This window comes from Rhodococcus sp. WWJCD1 (assembly GCF_002258735.1).
GTDB lineage: Bacteria > Actinomycetota > Actinomycetes > Mycobacteriales > Mycobacteriaceae > Rhodococcoides.
The window spans coordinates 299,894-315,832 of sequence record NZ_NOXY01000005.1 but is presented as its reverse complement, the minus strand read 5'-3'; the positions used below and the strand labels follow the sequence as shown (position 1 = coordinate 315,832).

Below are 15,939 nucleotides of genomic sequence, written 5' to 3'. Positions count from 1 at the left end.
CAGACCCGCTCACACCCCTGGAGCGGGCGTCAACGTAGACGAGACGGTGAGCTGATGGATCTCTTCGAATACCAGGCGAAGGAATTGTTCGCCAAGCATGGCGTACCCACCTCCGCCGGTCGTGTCACCGACACGGTCGCCGGAGCAACACAGATTGCCGAAGAAATCGGCAAGCCAGTAATGGTCAAGGCACAGGTCAAGGTCGGCGGCCGCGGCAAGGCCGGCGGAGTCAAGTACTCCAAGGACGTCGCAGCAGCCACCGAGAACGCAGAAGCGATTCTCGGACTCGACATCAAGGGCCATGTCGTCAAGAAGCTTCTCGTTGCAGAAGCCTCCGACATCGCCGAGGAGTACTACATCTCCTTCCTGCTCGATCGCACCAACCGCACCTACCTCGCGATGTGTTCGGTCGAGGGTGGAGTGGAGATCGAGGTGACGGCGGAGGAGAACCCCGACGCACTCGCACGTATCCCGGTCGACGCAGTCAAGGGCGTCGACCTCGCTTTCGCTCGTGAGATCGCCGAGAAGGGCAAGCTGCCCGCCGAGGTGCTCGATGCCGCTGCGGTGACCATCCAGAAGCTGTGGGAGGTCTTCATCAACGAAGACGCTCTCCTGGTCGAGGTCAACCCGCTGGTTCGCACCCCCGACGATCAGATCCTGGCCCTCGACGGCAAGGTGACGCTCGACGCCAACGCAGACTTCCGCCAGGCCGGCCACGCCGAGTTCGAGGACAAGGACGCAGCCGATCCCCTCGAGGCCAAGGCCAAGGAGAACGACCTCAACTACGTCAAGCTCGACGGTCAGGTCGGAATCATCGGAAACGGTGCAGGACTTGTCATGTCGACCCTCGACGTCGTCGCATACGCAGGCGAGGCACACGGCGGCGTCAAGCCCGCCAACTTCCTCGACATCGGCGGCGGAGCGTCGGCCGAGGTCATGGCCGCAGGCCTCGACGTCATCCTCGGTGACGAGCAGGTCAAGAGCGTGTTCGTCAACGTATTCGGTGGCATCACCGCTTGTGACGCAGTTGCCAACGGCATCGTCGGCGCGCTGAAGAAGCTGGGCGACGACGCCAACAAGCCGCTGGTCGTCCGTCTCGACGGCAACAAGGTCGAAGAGGGCCGCAAGATTCTCGCCGACGCCGCGCACCCGCTGGTGACGCTCGCCGGAACCATGGACGAGGGCGCCGACAAGGCCGCCGAGCTGGCAGCGAAGTAGAGGAAACAATGTCTATCTTTCTGAACAAGGACAACAAGGTCATCGTCCAGGGCATCACCGGCGGCGAAGGCACCAAGCACACCGCCCTGATGCTCAAGGCCGGCACCCAGGTCGTCGGTGGCGTCAACGCACGCAAGGCCGGAACCACGGTCAAGCACGTCGACGCTCAGGGCAACGACATCGAATTGCCGGTGTTCGCTTCGGTTTCGGAGGCCATGGAGAAGACCGGAGCCGACGTGTCCATCGCGTTCGTGCCGCCGGCATTCTCCAAGGACGCCATCGTCGAGGCCATCGACGCTGAGATCCCGCTGCTCGTCGTCATCACCGAGGGCATCCCCGTGCAGGACTCCGCGTACGCGTGGGCCTACAACGTGGAGAAGGGCAAGAAGACCCGCATCATCGGCCCGAACTGCCCCGGAATCATCACTCCCGGTGAGGCATTGGTCGGCATCACGCCCGCCAACATCTCGGGAACCGGCCCCATCGGCCTGGTCTCCAAGAGTGGCACGCTGACCTACCAGATGATGTTCGAGCTCCGCGACTTCGGATTCTCGACGGCCATCGGCATCGGCGGCGACCCGGTCATCGGAACCACCCACATCGACGCCATCGAGGCGTTCGAGGCGGACCCCGAGACCAAGATCATCGTCATGATCGGTGAGATCGGCGGCGACGCCGAAGAGCGTGCAGCCGATTACATCAAGGCCAACGTGACCAAGCCGGTCGTCGGCTACGTCGCAGGCTTCACCGCTCCCGAGGGCAAGACCATGGGCCACGCCGGCGCCATCGTCTCCGGCTCGCTGGGAACGGCGCAGGCGAAGAAGGACGCACTCGAGGCCGCAGGCGTCAAGGTCGGCAAGACGCCGTCCGAGACCGCTGCACTCGCGCGCGAAATCCTGGAATCGCTTTCTGTGAAGTAAGTTTCACATCGTAAGAAGCCCGCTACCGAATCCGGTGGCGGGCTTTTTCGTGCGCTCGCGCCGCGTGAATAGACCACTGCATACGTCTGGGCGCGGCAATGTGACATTCACGCGGACCGGGCGGCGCTACTGAGTCTCGAACTTGTCCACTCGCCACAGAACGAACACGGTCATCGCGCCGAACAGTGCCGACATCAGGGCGTAGTAGATCGACCCGAATGTTCCGGCTGCCCACGCCATCAAGATTGCGCAGATCAGGAACAGGCCGACTTTGAAGTACTCGAATCTCTTACGCGTCATGTCTCCCTCCCCACTGGACTGACTCTATTGTGCACCGAAAGGGCTGTCCAGCAAGGTAATTCGTTTCCAAAGTCGAGTCAAACGGATATCAATAGCAGAAGTAACAATAAGTTGAGACACTGGGTGCATGTCCGAGTTTCTGCGTCGCCTGCATCGGGAGGGATGGCAGGCAGACCCCGCCGTGCGGCCGGTCGGCCGGTTGATGATCGCGGCCATGGTGGTCTCGTGTCTGTATGCACTCGCCTCGGTGGCGCTGGCGAAGTCGCTGGCGGATTTCCAGATGCATCGACAGGGCATGGACGACGGCTCCCTTCCGGCCTCGGCGAAAGCGATCGTCTACGGGGCCTACTCGCTGCGGGTGATCACTGTGGTCAGCCTGATCTTCGGCTACTCGTATCTTGTCCAGCGACTCTCCAGGCGCAGTCCATCCGAACATCGGCTCTTGTTGAGCTGGAGCATCTTCGGAGTGGCCGCCTACTCCTACCTGATCTTCACCCCGAATCTTCCGTGGACCCACGTGGTGCAAGCGATTCAAGTGGTGATCCTGCTGGCGGTGGCACTGCTGCTGTTCACTCCGCGCGTGCGGGCCTATTTCGCGGGCACACCAGTGGACTAGATTGACCCCCGTGCACAACATCTTCACCACCGCCTTCGTGACGGTCCATCGGCTCTACGTAAAGAAGGTCGAACGAAAGGGCCGCACTGCAGCGGAGGTCGACGAGATCATCCGGTGGTTCACTGGATTCGACCAAGCCACCCTCGATCGACATCTCGAGGCCGAGACGACGTTCGAGGACTTCTTCGCGGCAGCGAACCTGAACCCGAACGCGACACTGATCACCGGAGTCGTCTGCGGCATTCGCGTCGAGAATGTCGAGGACCCGCTGATGAAGAAGATCCGGCTGTTGGACAAACTGATCGACGAACTCGCCAAGGGCAAGGCAATGACGAAGATTCTGCGTAGCTGACGATCGGGTTGGAATCACGATGAATCGAACTGTGGTCATTGCTTCGGCGCAGGACTTCACTGTGCGTCATGACAACCACAGAAAACCGTGTTCTCACCAAGGACTGGCCCGACGCTCCCACCACCGCTGCCGGGTGGATTTCTCGCGCCGGTGAGGTAGCGCAGCTTCTCGCCGTCGACGCGGTCGCCCGCGACAAGGGACGTGAGGCTCCCACCGCCGAAGTTCAATTACTCAAGGACGCCGGTCTCGTCACGCTGCTGGGCCCCGTCGAACATGGCGGTGCAGGGCAGGATTGGCCGACGGCGTACCAGGTGATCCGTACCGTCGCCGCCGCCGACGGTTCCATCGGTCAGCTGCTGGGCTATCACCTGTTGTGGTTCTGGGCCGCCCGACTCGTCGGCACACCCGAGCAGATCGAGGCCGTCGAAGCCGACGCAACGAAGAACAAGTGGTTCTTCGGCGGTGCCGTCAATCCTCGGGACAACGACGTTGCCGTCACCGACGAGGGTGACACCATCGTGTTCGACGGTTCCAAGACCTTCTCCACCGGCAGCCGTGTCTCGGACGTGACCGTGCTCGAAGGTGCGCTCGAGGGCAGTACCGATCACGTGTTCGCGATCGTGCCGTCCAACATCGAGGGCTTGTCCTTCCGCGACGACTGGGACAACATCGGCCAGCGTCAGACCGAGAGCGGCAGCGTGACCATCGACAAGGTTCGCGTCGACTGGGCCAGCGCAGCAGGATTCGTGGACAAGGCTTTTCAGCCTCGCGTCTACAACACGCTCAACGTCCCGACCATCCAACTGGTGTTCGTCAACTTCTACCTCGGAATCGCGAGGGGTGCTCTCGAGGAGGCAGCGTCGTACACCAAGGACAAGACTCGCGCCTGGCTGCACAGCACCGTGGACAAGGCCGTCGACGAGCCGTACATCATCGACATCTACGGCGACCTGACCGCCAAGCTGTGGGCCGTCGAAGCCCTTGCCGACGCAGTAGCGTTGGAAGGCAAAAAGATTCACGACAATGCCTGGAACGTCACCGCCGAGGAGCGCGGTGATCACGAGGTACGGGTGGCCGCGGTCAAGGCTCGCGCCACCGAGGTGTCGCTCGAGATCACGTCGACGGTGTTCGAGGCCCTCGGTGCGCGTGCGACGGCCAGCAAGTACGGCTTCGACCGCTTCTGGCGCAACGTGCGTACCCACACCCTGCACGATCCGGTCGCGTACAAGCGGCGCGAGGTAGGGCGCTGGGTTCTCACCGGCGAGCTGCCCGAGCCCACCTGGTATTCGTAGAACATGTTCGGAGGAGAAGAACTGTGAGCACCGAAAAAATCGCCGACGCAATCAAATTCGCATACTGGGTACCCAATGTCTCGGGTGGTCTGGTCACCAGTACCATCGAGCAACGCACCAGCTGGGATTACGAGTACAACAAGAAGCTGGCGCAGACCGCCGAGAACAACGGCTTCGAGTACGCGCTGAGTCAGGTGCGTTACGAGGCCAGCTACGGGGCGGAGTTCCAGCACGAATCCACCAGCTTCTCGCTCGCACTCCTGCTGGCCACCGAGAGGCTCAAAGTCATTGCGGCGGTGCATCCGGGGCTATGGCAGCCGGCCGTTCTGGCCAAGCTGGGCGCTACCGCGGATCACCTGTCCAACGGCCGCTTCGCGGTGAACGTCGTCAGTGGTTGGTTCAAGGACGAGTTCACCCACCTGGGTGAACCGTGGCTCGAGCACGACGAAAGATACCGTCGCAGCGCCGAATTCCTGCAGGTGCTGCGCAAGATCTGGACCGAGGACGACGTCGACTTCCGGGGCGACTTCTATCGGATCCACGATTTCACCCTCAAGCCGAAACCGCTCAACACCCCGGAGCGGCGCAATCCCGAGCTGTTCCAGGGCGGGAATTCTTCTGCGGCGCAGGAGAATGCCGGTCGGTACTCGGATTGGTACTTCAGCAACGGCAAGGATTTCGACGGCGTCACCGAGCAACTCGACAATCTTCGACGCATCGCGCGTGATCATCAGCGCGAGGTCAAGTTCGGCCTCAATGGCTTCATCATTGCCCGCGACACCGAGAAGGAAGCGCGAGACACGCTGCGCGAGATCATCGAGAAGGCGAACAAGCCCGCCGTCGAAGGCTTCAAGGGAGCGGTGCAGCAGGCCGGGAATTCGACGGGTGACAAGAAGGGTATGTGGGCCGACTCGTCGTTCGAGGATCTCGTTCAGTACAACGACGGCTTCAAGACCCAGTTGATCGGGACGCCGGAGCAAGTGGCCGAGCGGATCGTTGCCTACCGACGCCGCGGCGTCGACCTGATTCTCGGTGGCTTCCTGCACTTCCAGGAGGAGATCGAGTACTTCGGAGCCAAGGTGCTTCCGCTGGTTCGGGAACTCGAGGCCGCCGAAGTCGACGACCAGGAGCTCGTCGGGGCCCGTTGACCTGGAGTGCCTGGATCGGTCGGGTCCGTGCAGTAGCGTGAGTCGAAAGGACCCGACCGACCCTGGGTACGTAACTATCAGGATGAGGAGACGCGATGACCTACTCGCCCGGCGGCCCTGAATCAGGGGGCAGCTCCAACTCTGGTGGCTACGGCGGAGGCGGACCGTCCTACGGTCAGTCCTCCTCGCCGAATCAGCCTCCGTCACCTGCGCAGGGCCACGGTCAGGGTCAGCCGTTCCATCAACCGTCGGTATCCAATCCTTTCGGGCCTCCGGTGCCGGGCACCTCGGCACCCGGCGCGCCCGGGACGTCAGCGCCCGGATCCCCTGCACCCGAACGTAAGTCGCCCGGATCGGGATTGACGAACCTGCCGAGGATTCTCACGTTCGTGGTGCTCGGGCTCGGCATCGTGAACTTCCTGCTCGGTTTGCTCGATCTCGTCACTGCCGAAGTCAGCTCGGCGCAGGAACTGCCGAGCAGCATCCAGACGTCGTTCAGCACCACGTTCTTCGCTTCCGGTGGCAGCGCGGTGTCGGTGGCGCTGCTGCTGGCCGCCGGCCTGATCGCCGGTGCGTCGCTGCTGCAGAAGGATGCCAAGAACCAGGCCGTGGTTGCCGCCTTGGCGATCACCGGATTCCTGGTGCTGGTCTTCCAGTCGTTCAGTCTGCCGAGCGCCGAGGGCAACGAGTTCGCCAGCACCACCAGTTCGCTCGGTATCGGTGCAATCCTGGTGCTGGTCCTCGGCTTCGTACAAGCTGCGGCCGCTGTGGTGGCCTTGCTGTTCGACGCGGGCATCGTCAAGGCACCTGCCCCCAAGCCCGCAGGCTACGGCAGTCAGAATCAGCAGGCCGGCTACGGACAGCAGAACCCGTACAACGCGCCCACGACATCGTTCGGTGGGCCGTCGCAGCCCCAGAACTACAGCAATCCGCCGTCGTACGGACAGGCTCCGGGAGCTCCGTCGAACTACGGTCAGGCTCCGAGCGGACAGTCGTCGGGTCAGCATTCGTACAATCCGGGTGGGCAGCCGTCGTACGGCGGTCAATCTGCGCCCAACACGTCGCCGCAGGGTGGCTACTCACCGCCGCCCTACACCGGTCCGAGTACCCCCGCCGCGGGGCAGGCGTACCCACCGAATCAGTATCAGTACGGTCAGCCGTCGGGCTACGGCCAGCCCCCGGTGAAGCCCGAGGAGCCCACATCGGGCGATCAGTCGACGCCCTACGGCGCGCCCACGCAGTCGTTCGGTGCCACGCCCGCCGTGGACGACGAGAAGAAGCACGACTGATTCAGGCATCACATCCCACTTCGCGGCGCGCCTGACCGGCGTGCCGCGAAGTTGATGCGACTCTCGTTGCGATGAGCGATCTATTGAATCGAGACACTCGACGCGCGGCTGCGAGGACTGCCCGGGTCGGCACCGGGCCTACCCCGGACCAGTCGCGCATGCTCGCCGCCGTGGCGTTCAAGACCTCCGGGCTGGTCGTGGTGATCGCCACCACCCTCGTTCTGGTCACTCTCGTCTCGGTGAACAGCGATCTCACCGGAACTCTCGGAGCTATTGCCGGCACGTGGTTCGCCGTGCATCTGGTTCCCCTGACCATCGGCGGGACGTCCCTCGGCGTCGCACCGCTACTGCCCACCCTGATCATCGGCTGGTCCGTCGCTCGTACCGTCCACCGCGCGGTGGATCCGGACACCGAACGCCGCATGGTTCGGTGGGTGTTCGCCGCCTCGTTGGCCGGTCCGCTCGCCGTCACCGCGATCGCCTTGGCCGTTGCCGGGGACGCGTCCACCGTCATCGGCCTGTCGAGCCCCAATGCTCTCGCGGCCTTCTCCTGGGTAGCCGGCGTTCACGCGGCCGCGTCCGGAACCGGGTTGATCCTTGCGCGCTGGGATTCCCTTGTGCTCCGCCGCGGTGTCCAGGAATGGGTTCGTGCCCTCGTCGCACCGCTCGTGCGCGCACTGTCGATCCTCGTCGCAGGTGGCGCGGCCGTGGTGCTGCTCGCTCTGCTCGCCTCCTGGGAAACCGCCGGTGCACTGGTCGAAAGTGGGCGCGACTTCGTCGGCATGCTCGGCCTGACCGCTCTGTCGGTGCTCTACCTCCCCAACGTCCTGATCGGCGCGCTCGCCGTGGCGACCGGGTCCACAGCTGGTTTCGGCGACGCATCGGTGAGTCTCTTCGCGACGACGGGTGGCCCGCTTCCGCCGTTGCCGATCCTGGCCGTCCTTCCAGAAGGCCCTGCGCAGACGATCTGGGTCGTCATGCTCGCCGTCCCGATCGGCGCGGGGCTGCTGCTCGGCCGTGACTGCGCCATCCGCAGCGCCGACATCCAGGTCGCTGTGTCCTCGGTGTGGGTGGTGGCAGCTGCAGCCGGAGTACTCGCAGCCCTGTTCGGATACGCCGCAGGTGGAAGCCTCGGCACCTTCGGAACCGTCGAGGTCACCGTCTGGAGCTTCGGACTGTTGACATTTGCCTGGCTGGCCGTCGCGGGCACGATATCCGCGGCCATCGTCGTGTGGCGTCGAGCAGAACCCGAACCCGAACCCGAACACGAACACGACGAACCGGCCTCGGCTGTGGTGCCCGCCGCCGAGGTGGCGATCGAAGCGGCTCCCGCCTCCGAGCCGAAGGACGGTTTGGACGTCGAAGAAGTCGTCGAGGCGGAGGTCGTGGACGAACTTCCGGCCGAGCCTGCCCAGGAACCGGTCGCCGAGCCGGCGGTCGATGCCGATACCGACGAGCCGCTGGACGCCGAGATCGTCGCCCCGCCCGGGGACACGGACGGACCTGCCCGGTAGTCGGTGTGTGGGGCGCAGCGACTAGGCTTTCTGCTGGCTCGAACGTTCCCCCTCGATACCTCAGGAGTAGTGCGCTGACTGCCTTGCGTGAGACACCCGCGCGGGTCGTCGTCCTCGCGTCGGGGACCGGCTCGCTGCTGCAGTCGATCATCGCGGCGACAGCGTCCGAGAACTATCCCGCGCGCATCGTCGCCGTCGGAGTCGATCGCGACTGCGATGCTGCCCGCCGTGCGGACGAGGCCGGGATACCGTACTTTCGGATCGGGCTGCGAGACTATGCCGAGCGTGCCGAGTGGGATGTTGCGCTCACCGATGCCGTCCTGGGTCACGAGCCGGATCTGGTGGTCACCGCCGGCTTCATGAAAATCCTCGGCGAGCGATTTCTCGACGCTTTTGCCGGACGCATCGTCAACACTCACCCCGCGCTCCTGCCGTCGTTTCCGGGTGCGCACGCCGTTCGGGATGCACTCGATCACGGCGTCAAACTGACCGGTTCGACGGTTCATCTGGTCGATTCCGGCGTCGACACCGGGCCGATCCTGGCGCAGGAAGCCGTTCCGGTGCTCGACGACGACGACGAAGCCGCGTTGCACGAACGCATCAAGACTGTCGAGCGACGGTTGCTGGTCGACGTGATCGCAGCCGTGGCCACCACAGGTGTCACCTCCGATGGACGAAAGGCTCAGATAATCCGATGAGTGAACGTAAAGCAGTGCGCCGCGCACTGGTCAGCGTCTACGACAAGACCGGACTGATCGAACTGGCGACCGGCTTGCACGGCGCGGGCGTCGCTCTGGTGTCCACCGGATCGACGGCGAGCAAGATCGCCGACGCCGGAATCCCGGTGACCAAGGTCGAGGACCTCACCGGATTCCCCGAGACCCTCGAGGGACGCGTCAAGACGCTGCATCCTCGGGTACACGCCGGAGTGCTCGCCGATACCCGTAAGCCCGAGCATCTTTCGCAGCTCGAGGAGCTGGGCATCGAGGCATTCGAGCTCGTCGTGGTGAACCTGTATCCGTTCACCGAGACCGTCGCCAGTGGTGCCACGCCCGACGAATGTGTCGAGCAGATCGACATCGGTGGACCGTCGATGGTGCGTGCCGCGGCCAAGAATCACCCGTCGGTTGCCGTGGTTGTCGACCCCAACCGTTACGAGGACGTCCTGACTGCCGTCGCAGGTGGCGGATTCACCCTCGCCGAGCGGACTTCGCTTGCAGCGCAGGCATTTCAGCACACCGCTGCCTACGACGTCGCGGTGGCGTCGTGGATGAGCAACGTGCTGGTCGAGTCCGAGTCTTCGTTCCCCGAATGGATCGGCGGAACCTGGGACCGCGCGGCCGTGCTTCGCTACGGCGAGAACCCGCACCAAGCTGCCGCGCTGTACGTCGACCCTGCGGGCTCCGGCATCGCGCAGGCGGAGCAGCTGCACGGTAAAGAGATGTCCTACAACAATTTCACCGATTCCGACGCGGCGTGGCGGGCGGCCTTCGATCATGCCGAGCCCACTGTCGCGATCATCAAGCACGCCAACCCGTGTGGCATCGCCGTCGGCAAGGACATCGCGGAGGCGCACCGCAAGGCGCACGCCTGCGACCCGGTGAGTGCCTACGGTGGCGTCATCGCAGCCAACCGTGAGATCACCGTCGAGATGGCCGAGCAGGTGGCCGAGATCTTCACCGAGGTCATCATCGCGCCGGCGTACGCCGACGGTGCCCTCGGAGTGTTGCAGCGCAAGAAGAACATTCGCGTTCTGTTGGCCGAGGCGCCGCCCACGTCCGGCGTCGAACTCAAGCCGATTTCCGGCGGCACGTTGCTGCAGCAGCGCGACGTACTCGATGCAGACGGCGACAATCCGGCCAACTGGACTCTCGCGGCCGGCGAACCTGCCGACGAGCAGACGTTGAAGGATCTCGAATTCGCTTGGCGTGCAGGAAGAGCCGTCAAGTCCAACGCGATTCTTCTGGCTCACGACGGTGCGTCGGTGGGCGTAGGAATGGGGCAGGTCAACCGCGTCGACGCCGCCCACCTCGCTGTGCAGCGGGCAGGGGATCGCGCCGCCGGTTCGGTCGCGTCCTCCGATGCCTTCTTCCCGTTCCCCGACGGCCTGCAGGTTCTGATGAGCGCAGGCGTCAAAGCTGTTGTACAGCCCGGTGGTTCGGTTCGCGACAACGAAGTGATCGCTGCCGCACAGGACGCAGGCGTGACGCTGTACCTGACGGGTTCGCGGCACTTCGCTCACTAGTGCGTGACGCCGAGCTCGAAGTTATGCAGGCCTTTACCTCATTTTCGGCCGCATAACTGCGAATTCGGCGATCTGTGGATGGATAGAAAGTTATCCACAGATGGCTGAGCAGGCCTTTTTCGGGGTGTCGAGCCTGCCAAGGTTGAAGCCATGGGGATTCAGTTCGGGCCGTTTCGGGGTTCGCAGGCGATACGCTCGGGCGCTCTCAGCAGGTACGAGCTGAGCCGCAACTACGTGAGGGTCTTCCGCGACAAGTATGTCTGCGACGGGACCACTATCGATGCGCGAACGATGGCCTTCGCCGCATCGATCTGCGTCGGCCACGGTGCCGTCATTGCAGGTATTTCTGCAGCAGCAGTTCATGGTGCGAAATGGATCGATTCGACTGCGCCTCCGAGTGTGCTTGCGGCAGGTCGTTCCCATCAGCTGCCCGGGCTTCGAATCCACCACGACGCGTTCGATACCGACGATGTGACGACCGCCCAAGGGTTCGCGGTGTCCACTCCCGTGCGCACTGGATTCGATATCGGGCGTTGGGTGCCGCCGCCGCTATCTGTGGTCTTTCTCGACTCACTACTTGCCGCAACCGGGGTCGACGGGGAAGCCATACGTGCGTATGCGCTGCAGCGACCGGGCACCCGAGGAATCCGGCGCTTGTTCGGAGCACTCGATGTCGTCGACTGCGGTGCTGAATCGCCACAGGAGACGCGCACACGGCTCCTGCTGGTCGAGGCGGGGTTGCCGAAACCCGAGACGCAAATCGAAATTCGTGACAGTTCGGGCAGGTTCGTGGCACGCATCGATCTGGGGTGGCGTCGTTGGCGGGTCGGGGTGGAGTACGAAGGCGTGCACCATTGGCTCGATGAGCGTCAGCGGACTCGCGACATCGAGCGGTTCGAGGATCTGGAGCAGTGTGGGTGGCAGATCGTGCGCGTCAACTCCGAGCAGATGCGGCTCCGATCGCACGACGTGGTTGCCCGGGTGAGGGCAAAGCTCCGGGCTGCGGGTGCCCCGGTGTAGCGAGGTCGCACTTATGCGGGCGATTTGTCCAGTTCAAGTGGCATAGGTGCGAACTCGGCGGCAGCGGTCTTCCGCTCTCGATGGCAGCAATTGCCAAACGCTCGTAGCGTGGAGAAGTGACCTCTACCAAACCTGGCATCTCCACTCTCGGCGAACTCAAGGCATCCGGACATCGGCAGCGGTCGATCAAGGAAGAGTTGCGAGAGAATCTTCTGAAGGCATTGCGCGACGGCGAAGATCCGTGGCCGGGGATCGTGGGATTCGGCTCGACGGTGTTGCCGCAGTTCGAGCGCGCGATTCTGGCCGGTCATGACGTGGTACTGCTCGGCGAGCGTGGTCAGGGCAAGACGCGCCTGTTGCGCACCCTGAATCTGTTGCTCGACGAGTGGGTGCCGGTGATCGCCGGAGCCGAACTCGGTGAGCATCCCTACGAACCGATCACGCCGGCCAGTATTCGCAAAGCCGGAGAACTCGGCGACGACCTTCCCATCGAGTGGCGGCACCGCAGCGAGCGATACGCGGAGAAGCTCGCCACTCCGGATACGTCGGTGGCCGACCTCGTCGGTGACGTCGATCCAGTCAAGGTGGCCGAGGGTCGCAGCCTCGGCGATCCGGAGACCATTCACTTCGGGCTCGTTCCGCGCAGCCATCGCGGCATCGTGGCAATCAACGAGCTTCCGGACCTCGCCGAGCGCATCCAGGTCTCGCTGCTCAACGTCATGGAGGAGCGCGACATTCAGGTTCGTGGCTACACCCTGCGTTTGCCACTCGACGTCATGCTGGTGGCGAGCGCGAACCCGGAGGACTACACCAATCGCGGACGCATCATCACCCCGCTCAAGGACCGCTTCGGTGCCGAGATCAGGACGCACTACCCCCTGGAACTGGACGATGAAGTAGCCGTCATCGAACAGGAAGCGGATCTTCAGGCCGCCGTCCCGACCTACCTCCTCGAGGTGCTCGCTCGCTTCACTCGACTGCTGCGGGAGTCGCCGTCGGTGGACCAGCGCTCCGGCGTCTCCGCTCGATTTGCGATCGCAGCTGCCGAAACCATCGCTGCCGCAGCCGTTCACCGGGCCGCGATACTCGGCGAGGCCGAGCCCGTGGCCCGGCCGGTCGATCTCGGCACCATCATCGAGGTGCTGCGCGGCAAGGTCGAGTTCGAGTCGGGTGAGGAAGGACGCGAAATCGAGGTACTCGAGCACATGCTGCGCCGCGCGACCGCCGATACCGTCCGGGCACATCTCGGCGGCATCAACCTCGCTGCGCTGGTGACGGCAGTCGAGACCGGCGAGCCGATCGTCACCGGCGACCGGATCACCGCCAAAGCTCTGCTCGACGAGCTACCTGACGTCGAGGTCATCGGCGATATCCACGAGCGGCTGAACGCGACCTCGGACGGCGAGAAAGCAGCCGCGGTCGAACTCGCACTCGAAGGTCTCTACCTCGCACGTCGGATCTCCAAGGATCCCGACGACGACGGTCAGACGGTGTACAGCTGATGCGTCGCTCCAGATACGGGCGGTATCACGACGGGCCGGATCCCCTTGCACCACCGGTGGATCTGCGCGAGGCGCTCGACGCCATAGGCGAGGATGTACTCGAGGGGGCGTCGCCGCGTCGGGCATTGCAGGAGATGCTGCGGCGTGGGACGAAGAACCTGCGTGGGCTCGACGACCTGGCCGCTCAGGCGGCCAAGCGTCGGCGAGACCTCTTGAAGAAGAACAACCTCGACGGCACTCTGGAAGAAGTGCGTGAGCTGCTGGACAAGGCGGTGCTCGAGGAGCGCAAGGCCTTGGCGCGTGCGCTCGATGACGACGCTCGGTTCCAGGAGATGCAGATCGGCGACCTCTCACCGTCCACTGCCCAAGCAGTGCAGGAGCTTTCGGACTACGACTGGCGCTCGTCGGAGGGTCGCGAGAACTACGAGAAGATCAAGGACCTGCTCGGACGCGAAATGCTCGATCAGCGTTTCGCCGGCATGAAGCAGGCCCTCGAAGGTGCCACCGACGAGGACCGTCAGGCCATCAGCGAGATGCTGAAGGACCTCAACGAATTGCTCGACGCCCACAACAAGGGTGAGGACACCGACGAGCAGTTCGACCAGTTCATGAACAAGCACGGTCAGCACTTCCCGGAGAACCCGAAGAACGTCGACGAGTTGTTGGATTCGCTCGCACAGCGGGCCGCGGCGGCGCAGCGGCTGCGTAACTCGTTGACTCCCGAGCAGCGGGCCGAGTTGGATGCATTGGCGCAGCAGGCTTTCGGTGACTCGAACCTGTTGAACCAGCTCGATCAACTCGATCAGAACCTGCAGCAGGCCAGGCCTGGTGAGGACTGGGACGGCTCGCAGAACTTCCGCGGCGAGAACGGAATGGGTCTGGGCGACGGCACCGGTGCACTCCAGGACATCGCAGATCTCGAGAACCTGGGAAACCAGCTCTCGCAGCAGTACAACGGTGCCGCACTCGACGACATCGACGCGGACGCTCTGCTGAAGCAACTCGGGCCCGAGGCGGCGGCCGATGCGCGGATGCTCTCGGAGCTCGAAAAGGCGCTGCAGCAGCAGGGTTTCATGGACAAGGGTGCCGACGGCCAATGGCGACTGTCACCCAAGGCCATGCGTCAGCTGGGGCAGTCCGCGCTGAAGGATGTCGCGGGAAAACTGTCTCGACGTGGCGGCGAGCGGGACACTCGCAAGGCGGGTGCGATGGGCGAGCCCACGGGAGCGTCGCGGGCGTGGGAGTTCGGCGATACCGAACCGTGGGACGTGACGCGCACGGTCAACAATGCGGTACTGCGTTCAGCGGCAACAGGATCGAGCTTTCCGGTGCAGCTGCAGGTGACCGATGTGGAGATCAGCGAGACCGAGACCAGAACGCAGGCCGCGGTTGCATTGCTGGTCGATACGTCGTTCTCGATGGTGATGGACGGCCGCTGGGTGCCGATGAAGCGCACTGCACTGGCTCTCAATCATCTGGTCAGCACTCGATTCCGCGGGGACGATCTGCAGCTGATCGGATTCGGCAGGCACGCACAGACATTGACGGCGTCGGAGCTGGCGGGCTTGGACGGTGCCTACGATCAGGGCACGAATCTGCACCACGCACTGATGCTGGCAGTGCGTCATCTGCGGCGTCATCCCAACGCGCAGCCGGTGGTGTTGATCGTCACCGACGGTGAGCCGACCGCGCATCTCGAGCCGGACGGTCATGCGTATTTCGACTACCCGCCGTCGTCGAAGACTCTGGGACTGACCGTGCGGGAGCTCGATACCGTCGCGAAACTCGGTGCGCAGGTGACGATCTTCCGGCTCGGCGACGATCCCGGCCTGGCCAGGGTCGTCGACAAGATGGCCGAGCGGGTGGGTGGACGAGTCATCGCGCCGGATCTGGACGGGCTGGGTGCTGCGGTGGTGAGCGACTACCTCAAGCGTCGGCGGTCCTAGCTCACTAGTCGGGAGCCTTGATGTCTACGCTGACGCCGCCCCAGAACGCAAAGCCGGTGATGATGACGCGCGGTGCACCGGGGTGGGCCGCGCTGACGTGCTCGAAACCGCCCATGATGCCCATGCCACGTACTTCCACGCTCACCCCGGGCGGCACGATGACCTCGATGCCGCCCATGATGGCCACACAGTTGATGGTGGTGTCCGGTGCGGAGAACGAGGCCCGTCGTAGGTCGAGTTCGATTCCGCCCCAGAAGGCGACGGCGTCGATCCGCGAGGCGGCTGTCCACTCACCCTTGCGCACGGCACCACTCATGATGGCGATCACGCGGTCGTTCGAGGAACCACCCGACGGTGCAGACGCGGGAGGCGGAGACAGTGCCAGGTCGCCGGTCAGCAGATCGAGTTCGCCGTAGGTTTTGGCCTGGTACACCGCGGCAGTGCGCTCGTCGTACTCGCTCACGGTGAGCTGGCCGTTCGCGAAAGCATCACTGAGCAACTGTGCGACCAGGTTCCTGTCGGCGTCGGCCGCGCGTACCTGGCTTCGATCTCGGTCGGGGAGTTGATCGCTCACCGC

The 15,939-nt window shown here is 64.1% G+C and carries 15 protein-coding genes; 13 read left to right on the top strand and 2 right to left on the bottom strand.

The genetic code is table 11. From position 1 onward, the window contains the following. Positions 1-54: 54 nt before the first annotated feature. Together sucC and sucD are read left to right on the top strand one after the other, a co-directional pair. Positions 55-1,218, top strand: a complete 1,164-nt coding sequence (sucC, locus tag CH286_RS03280; protein WP_032377331.1) for an ADP-forming succinate--CoA ligase subunit beta — start codon at positions 55-57, stop codon at positions 1,216-1,218. An 8-nt stretch (positions 1,219-1,226) separates the two neighbouring features. Further along, positions 1,227-2,138, top strand: a complete 912-nt coding sequence (gene sucD / locus CH286_RS03275; protein ID WP_032371251.1) for a succinate--CoA ligase subunit alpha — start codon at positions 1,227-1,229, stop codon at positions 2,136-2,138. Positions 2,139-2,264: 126 nt separating this feature from the next. Here the strand turns inward: sucD and CH286_RS27745 are convergent, their stop codons facing one another. Beyond that, the gene (locus CH286_RS27745; RefSeq protein WP_155292698.1) at positions 2,265-2,438 is read right to left on the bottom strand and encodes a hypothetical protein; all 174 of its coding nucleotides are present in this window, start codon (positions 2,436-2,438) and stop codon (positions 2,265-2,267) included. 127 nt (positions 2,439-2,565) lie between these two features. On the opposite strand from CH286_RS27745, the gene CH286_RS03270 reads away from it, so the two are divergent. The 11 genes from CH286_RS03270 to CH286_RS03220 all read left to right on the top strand — a co-directional run bounded on the left by CH286_RS03270 (position 2,566) and on the right by CH286_RS03220 (position 15,362). Further along, entirely contained in the window at positions 2,566-3,054 is a 489-nt protein-coding gene (locus CH286_RS03270) for a hypothetical protein (protein WP_037155104.1), read from the top strand. A gap of 10 nt (positions 3,055-3,064) precedes the next feature. After that, complete coding sequence (locus CH286_RS03265) at positions 3,065-3,406, top strand: DUF2200 domain-containing protein (RefSeq protein WP_037155106.1); 342 nt, start codon at positions 3,065-3,067, stop codon at positions 3,404-3,406. 68 nt (positions 3,407-3,474) lie between these two features. Further along, complete coding sequence (locus tag CH286_RS03260) at positions 3,475-4,698, top strand: acyl-CoA dehydrogenase family protein (RefSeq protein WP_094608315.1); 1,224 nt, start codon at positions 3,475-3,477, stop codon at positions 4,696-4,698. Positions 4,699-4,721: 23 nt separating this feature from the next. Then, entirely contained in the window at positions 4,722-5,846 is a 1,125-nt protein-coding gene (sfnG, locus tag CH286_RS03255) for a dimethylsulfone monooxygenase SfnG (protein WP_094608314.1), read from the top strand. A 95-nt stretch (positions 5,847-5,941) separates the two neighbouring features. Further along, positions 5,942-7,135 carry a DUF5336 domain-containing protein gene (locus CH286_RS03250; RefSeq protein ID WP_141215783.1) on the top strand — a complete coding sequence of 398 codons (1,194 nt, stop codon included), beginning with the start codon at positions 5,942-5,944 and terminating at the stop codon, positions 7,133-7,135. Between the two features lie 71 nt (positions 7,136-7,206). Continuing rightward, the gene (locus tag CH286_RS03245) at positions 7,207-8,649 is read left to right on the top strand and encodes a cell division protein PerM (RefSeq protein ID WP_176458118.1); all 1,443 of its coding nucleotides are present in this window, start codon (positions 7,207-7,209) and stop codon (positions 8,647-8,649) included. A gap of 5 nt (positions 8,650-8,654) precedes the next feature. Continuing rightward, positions 8,655-9,347 carry a phosphoribosylglycinamide formyltransferase gene (gene purN / locus CH286_RS03240; protein WP_094608312.1) on the top strand — a complete coding sequence of 231 codons (693 nt, stop codon included), beginning with the start codon at positions 8,655-8,657 and terminating at the stop codon, positions 9,345-9,347. Further along, positions 9,344-10,894 carry a bifunctional phosphoribosylaminoimidazolecarboxamide formyltransferase/IMP cyclohydrolase gene (gene purH / locus CH286_RS03235; protein WP_094608311.1) on the top strand — a complete coding sequence of 517 codons (1,551 nt, stop codon included), beginning with the start codon at positions 9,344-9,346 and terminating at the stop codon, positions 10,892-10,894. Before purN ends, purH begins: the two co-directional genes overlap by 4 nt. Before the next feature lie 150 nt (positions 10,895-11,044). Continuing rightward, positions 11,045-11,914, top strand: coding sequence for a DUF559 domain-containing protein (locus tag CH286_RS03230; protein WP_094608310.1), 870 nt, complete (start codon positions 11,045-11,047; stop codon positions 11,912-11,914). Positions 11,915-12,030: 116 nt separating this feature from the next. Then, entirely contained in the window at positions 12,031-13,416 is a 1,386-nt protein-coding gene (locus tag CH286_RS03225; RefSeq protein ID WP_032404326.1) for an ATP-binding protein, read from the top strand. Further along, positions 13,416-15,362, top strand: coding sequence for a vWA domain-containing protein (locus tag CH286_RS03220; RefSeq protein ID WP_094608309.1), 1,947 nt, complete (start codon positions 13,416-13,418; stop codon positions 15,360-15,362). Before CH286_RS03225 ends, CH286_RS03220 begins: the two co-directional genes overlap by 1 nt. Positions 15,363-15,366: 4 nt before the next feature. Here the strand turns inward: CH286_RS03220 and CH286_RS03215 are convergent, their stop codons facing one another. Next, positions 15,367-15,936: a DUF1707 SHOCT-like domain-containing protein gene (locus tag CH286_RS03215; RefSeq protein ID WP_094608308.1), complete on the bottom strand. Its 570-nt coding sequence runs from the start codon at positions 15,934-15,936 to the stop codon at positions 15,367-15,369. Positions 15,937-15,939 lie beyond the last annotated feature (3 nt).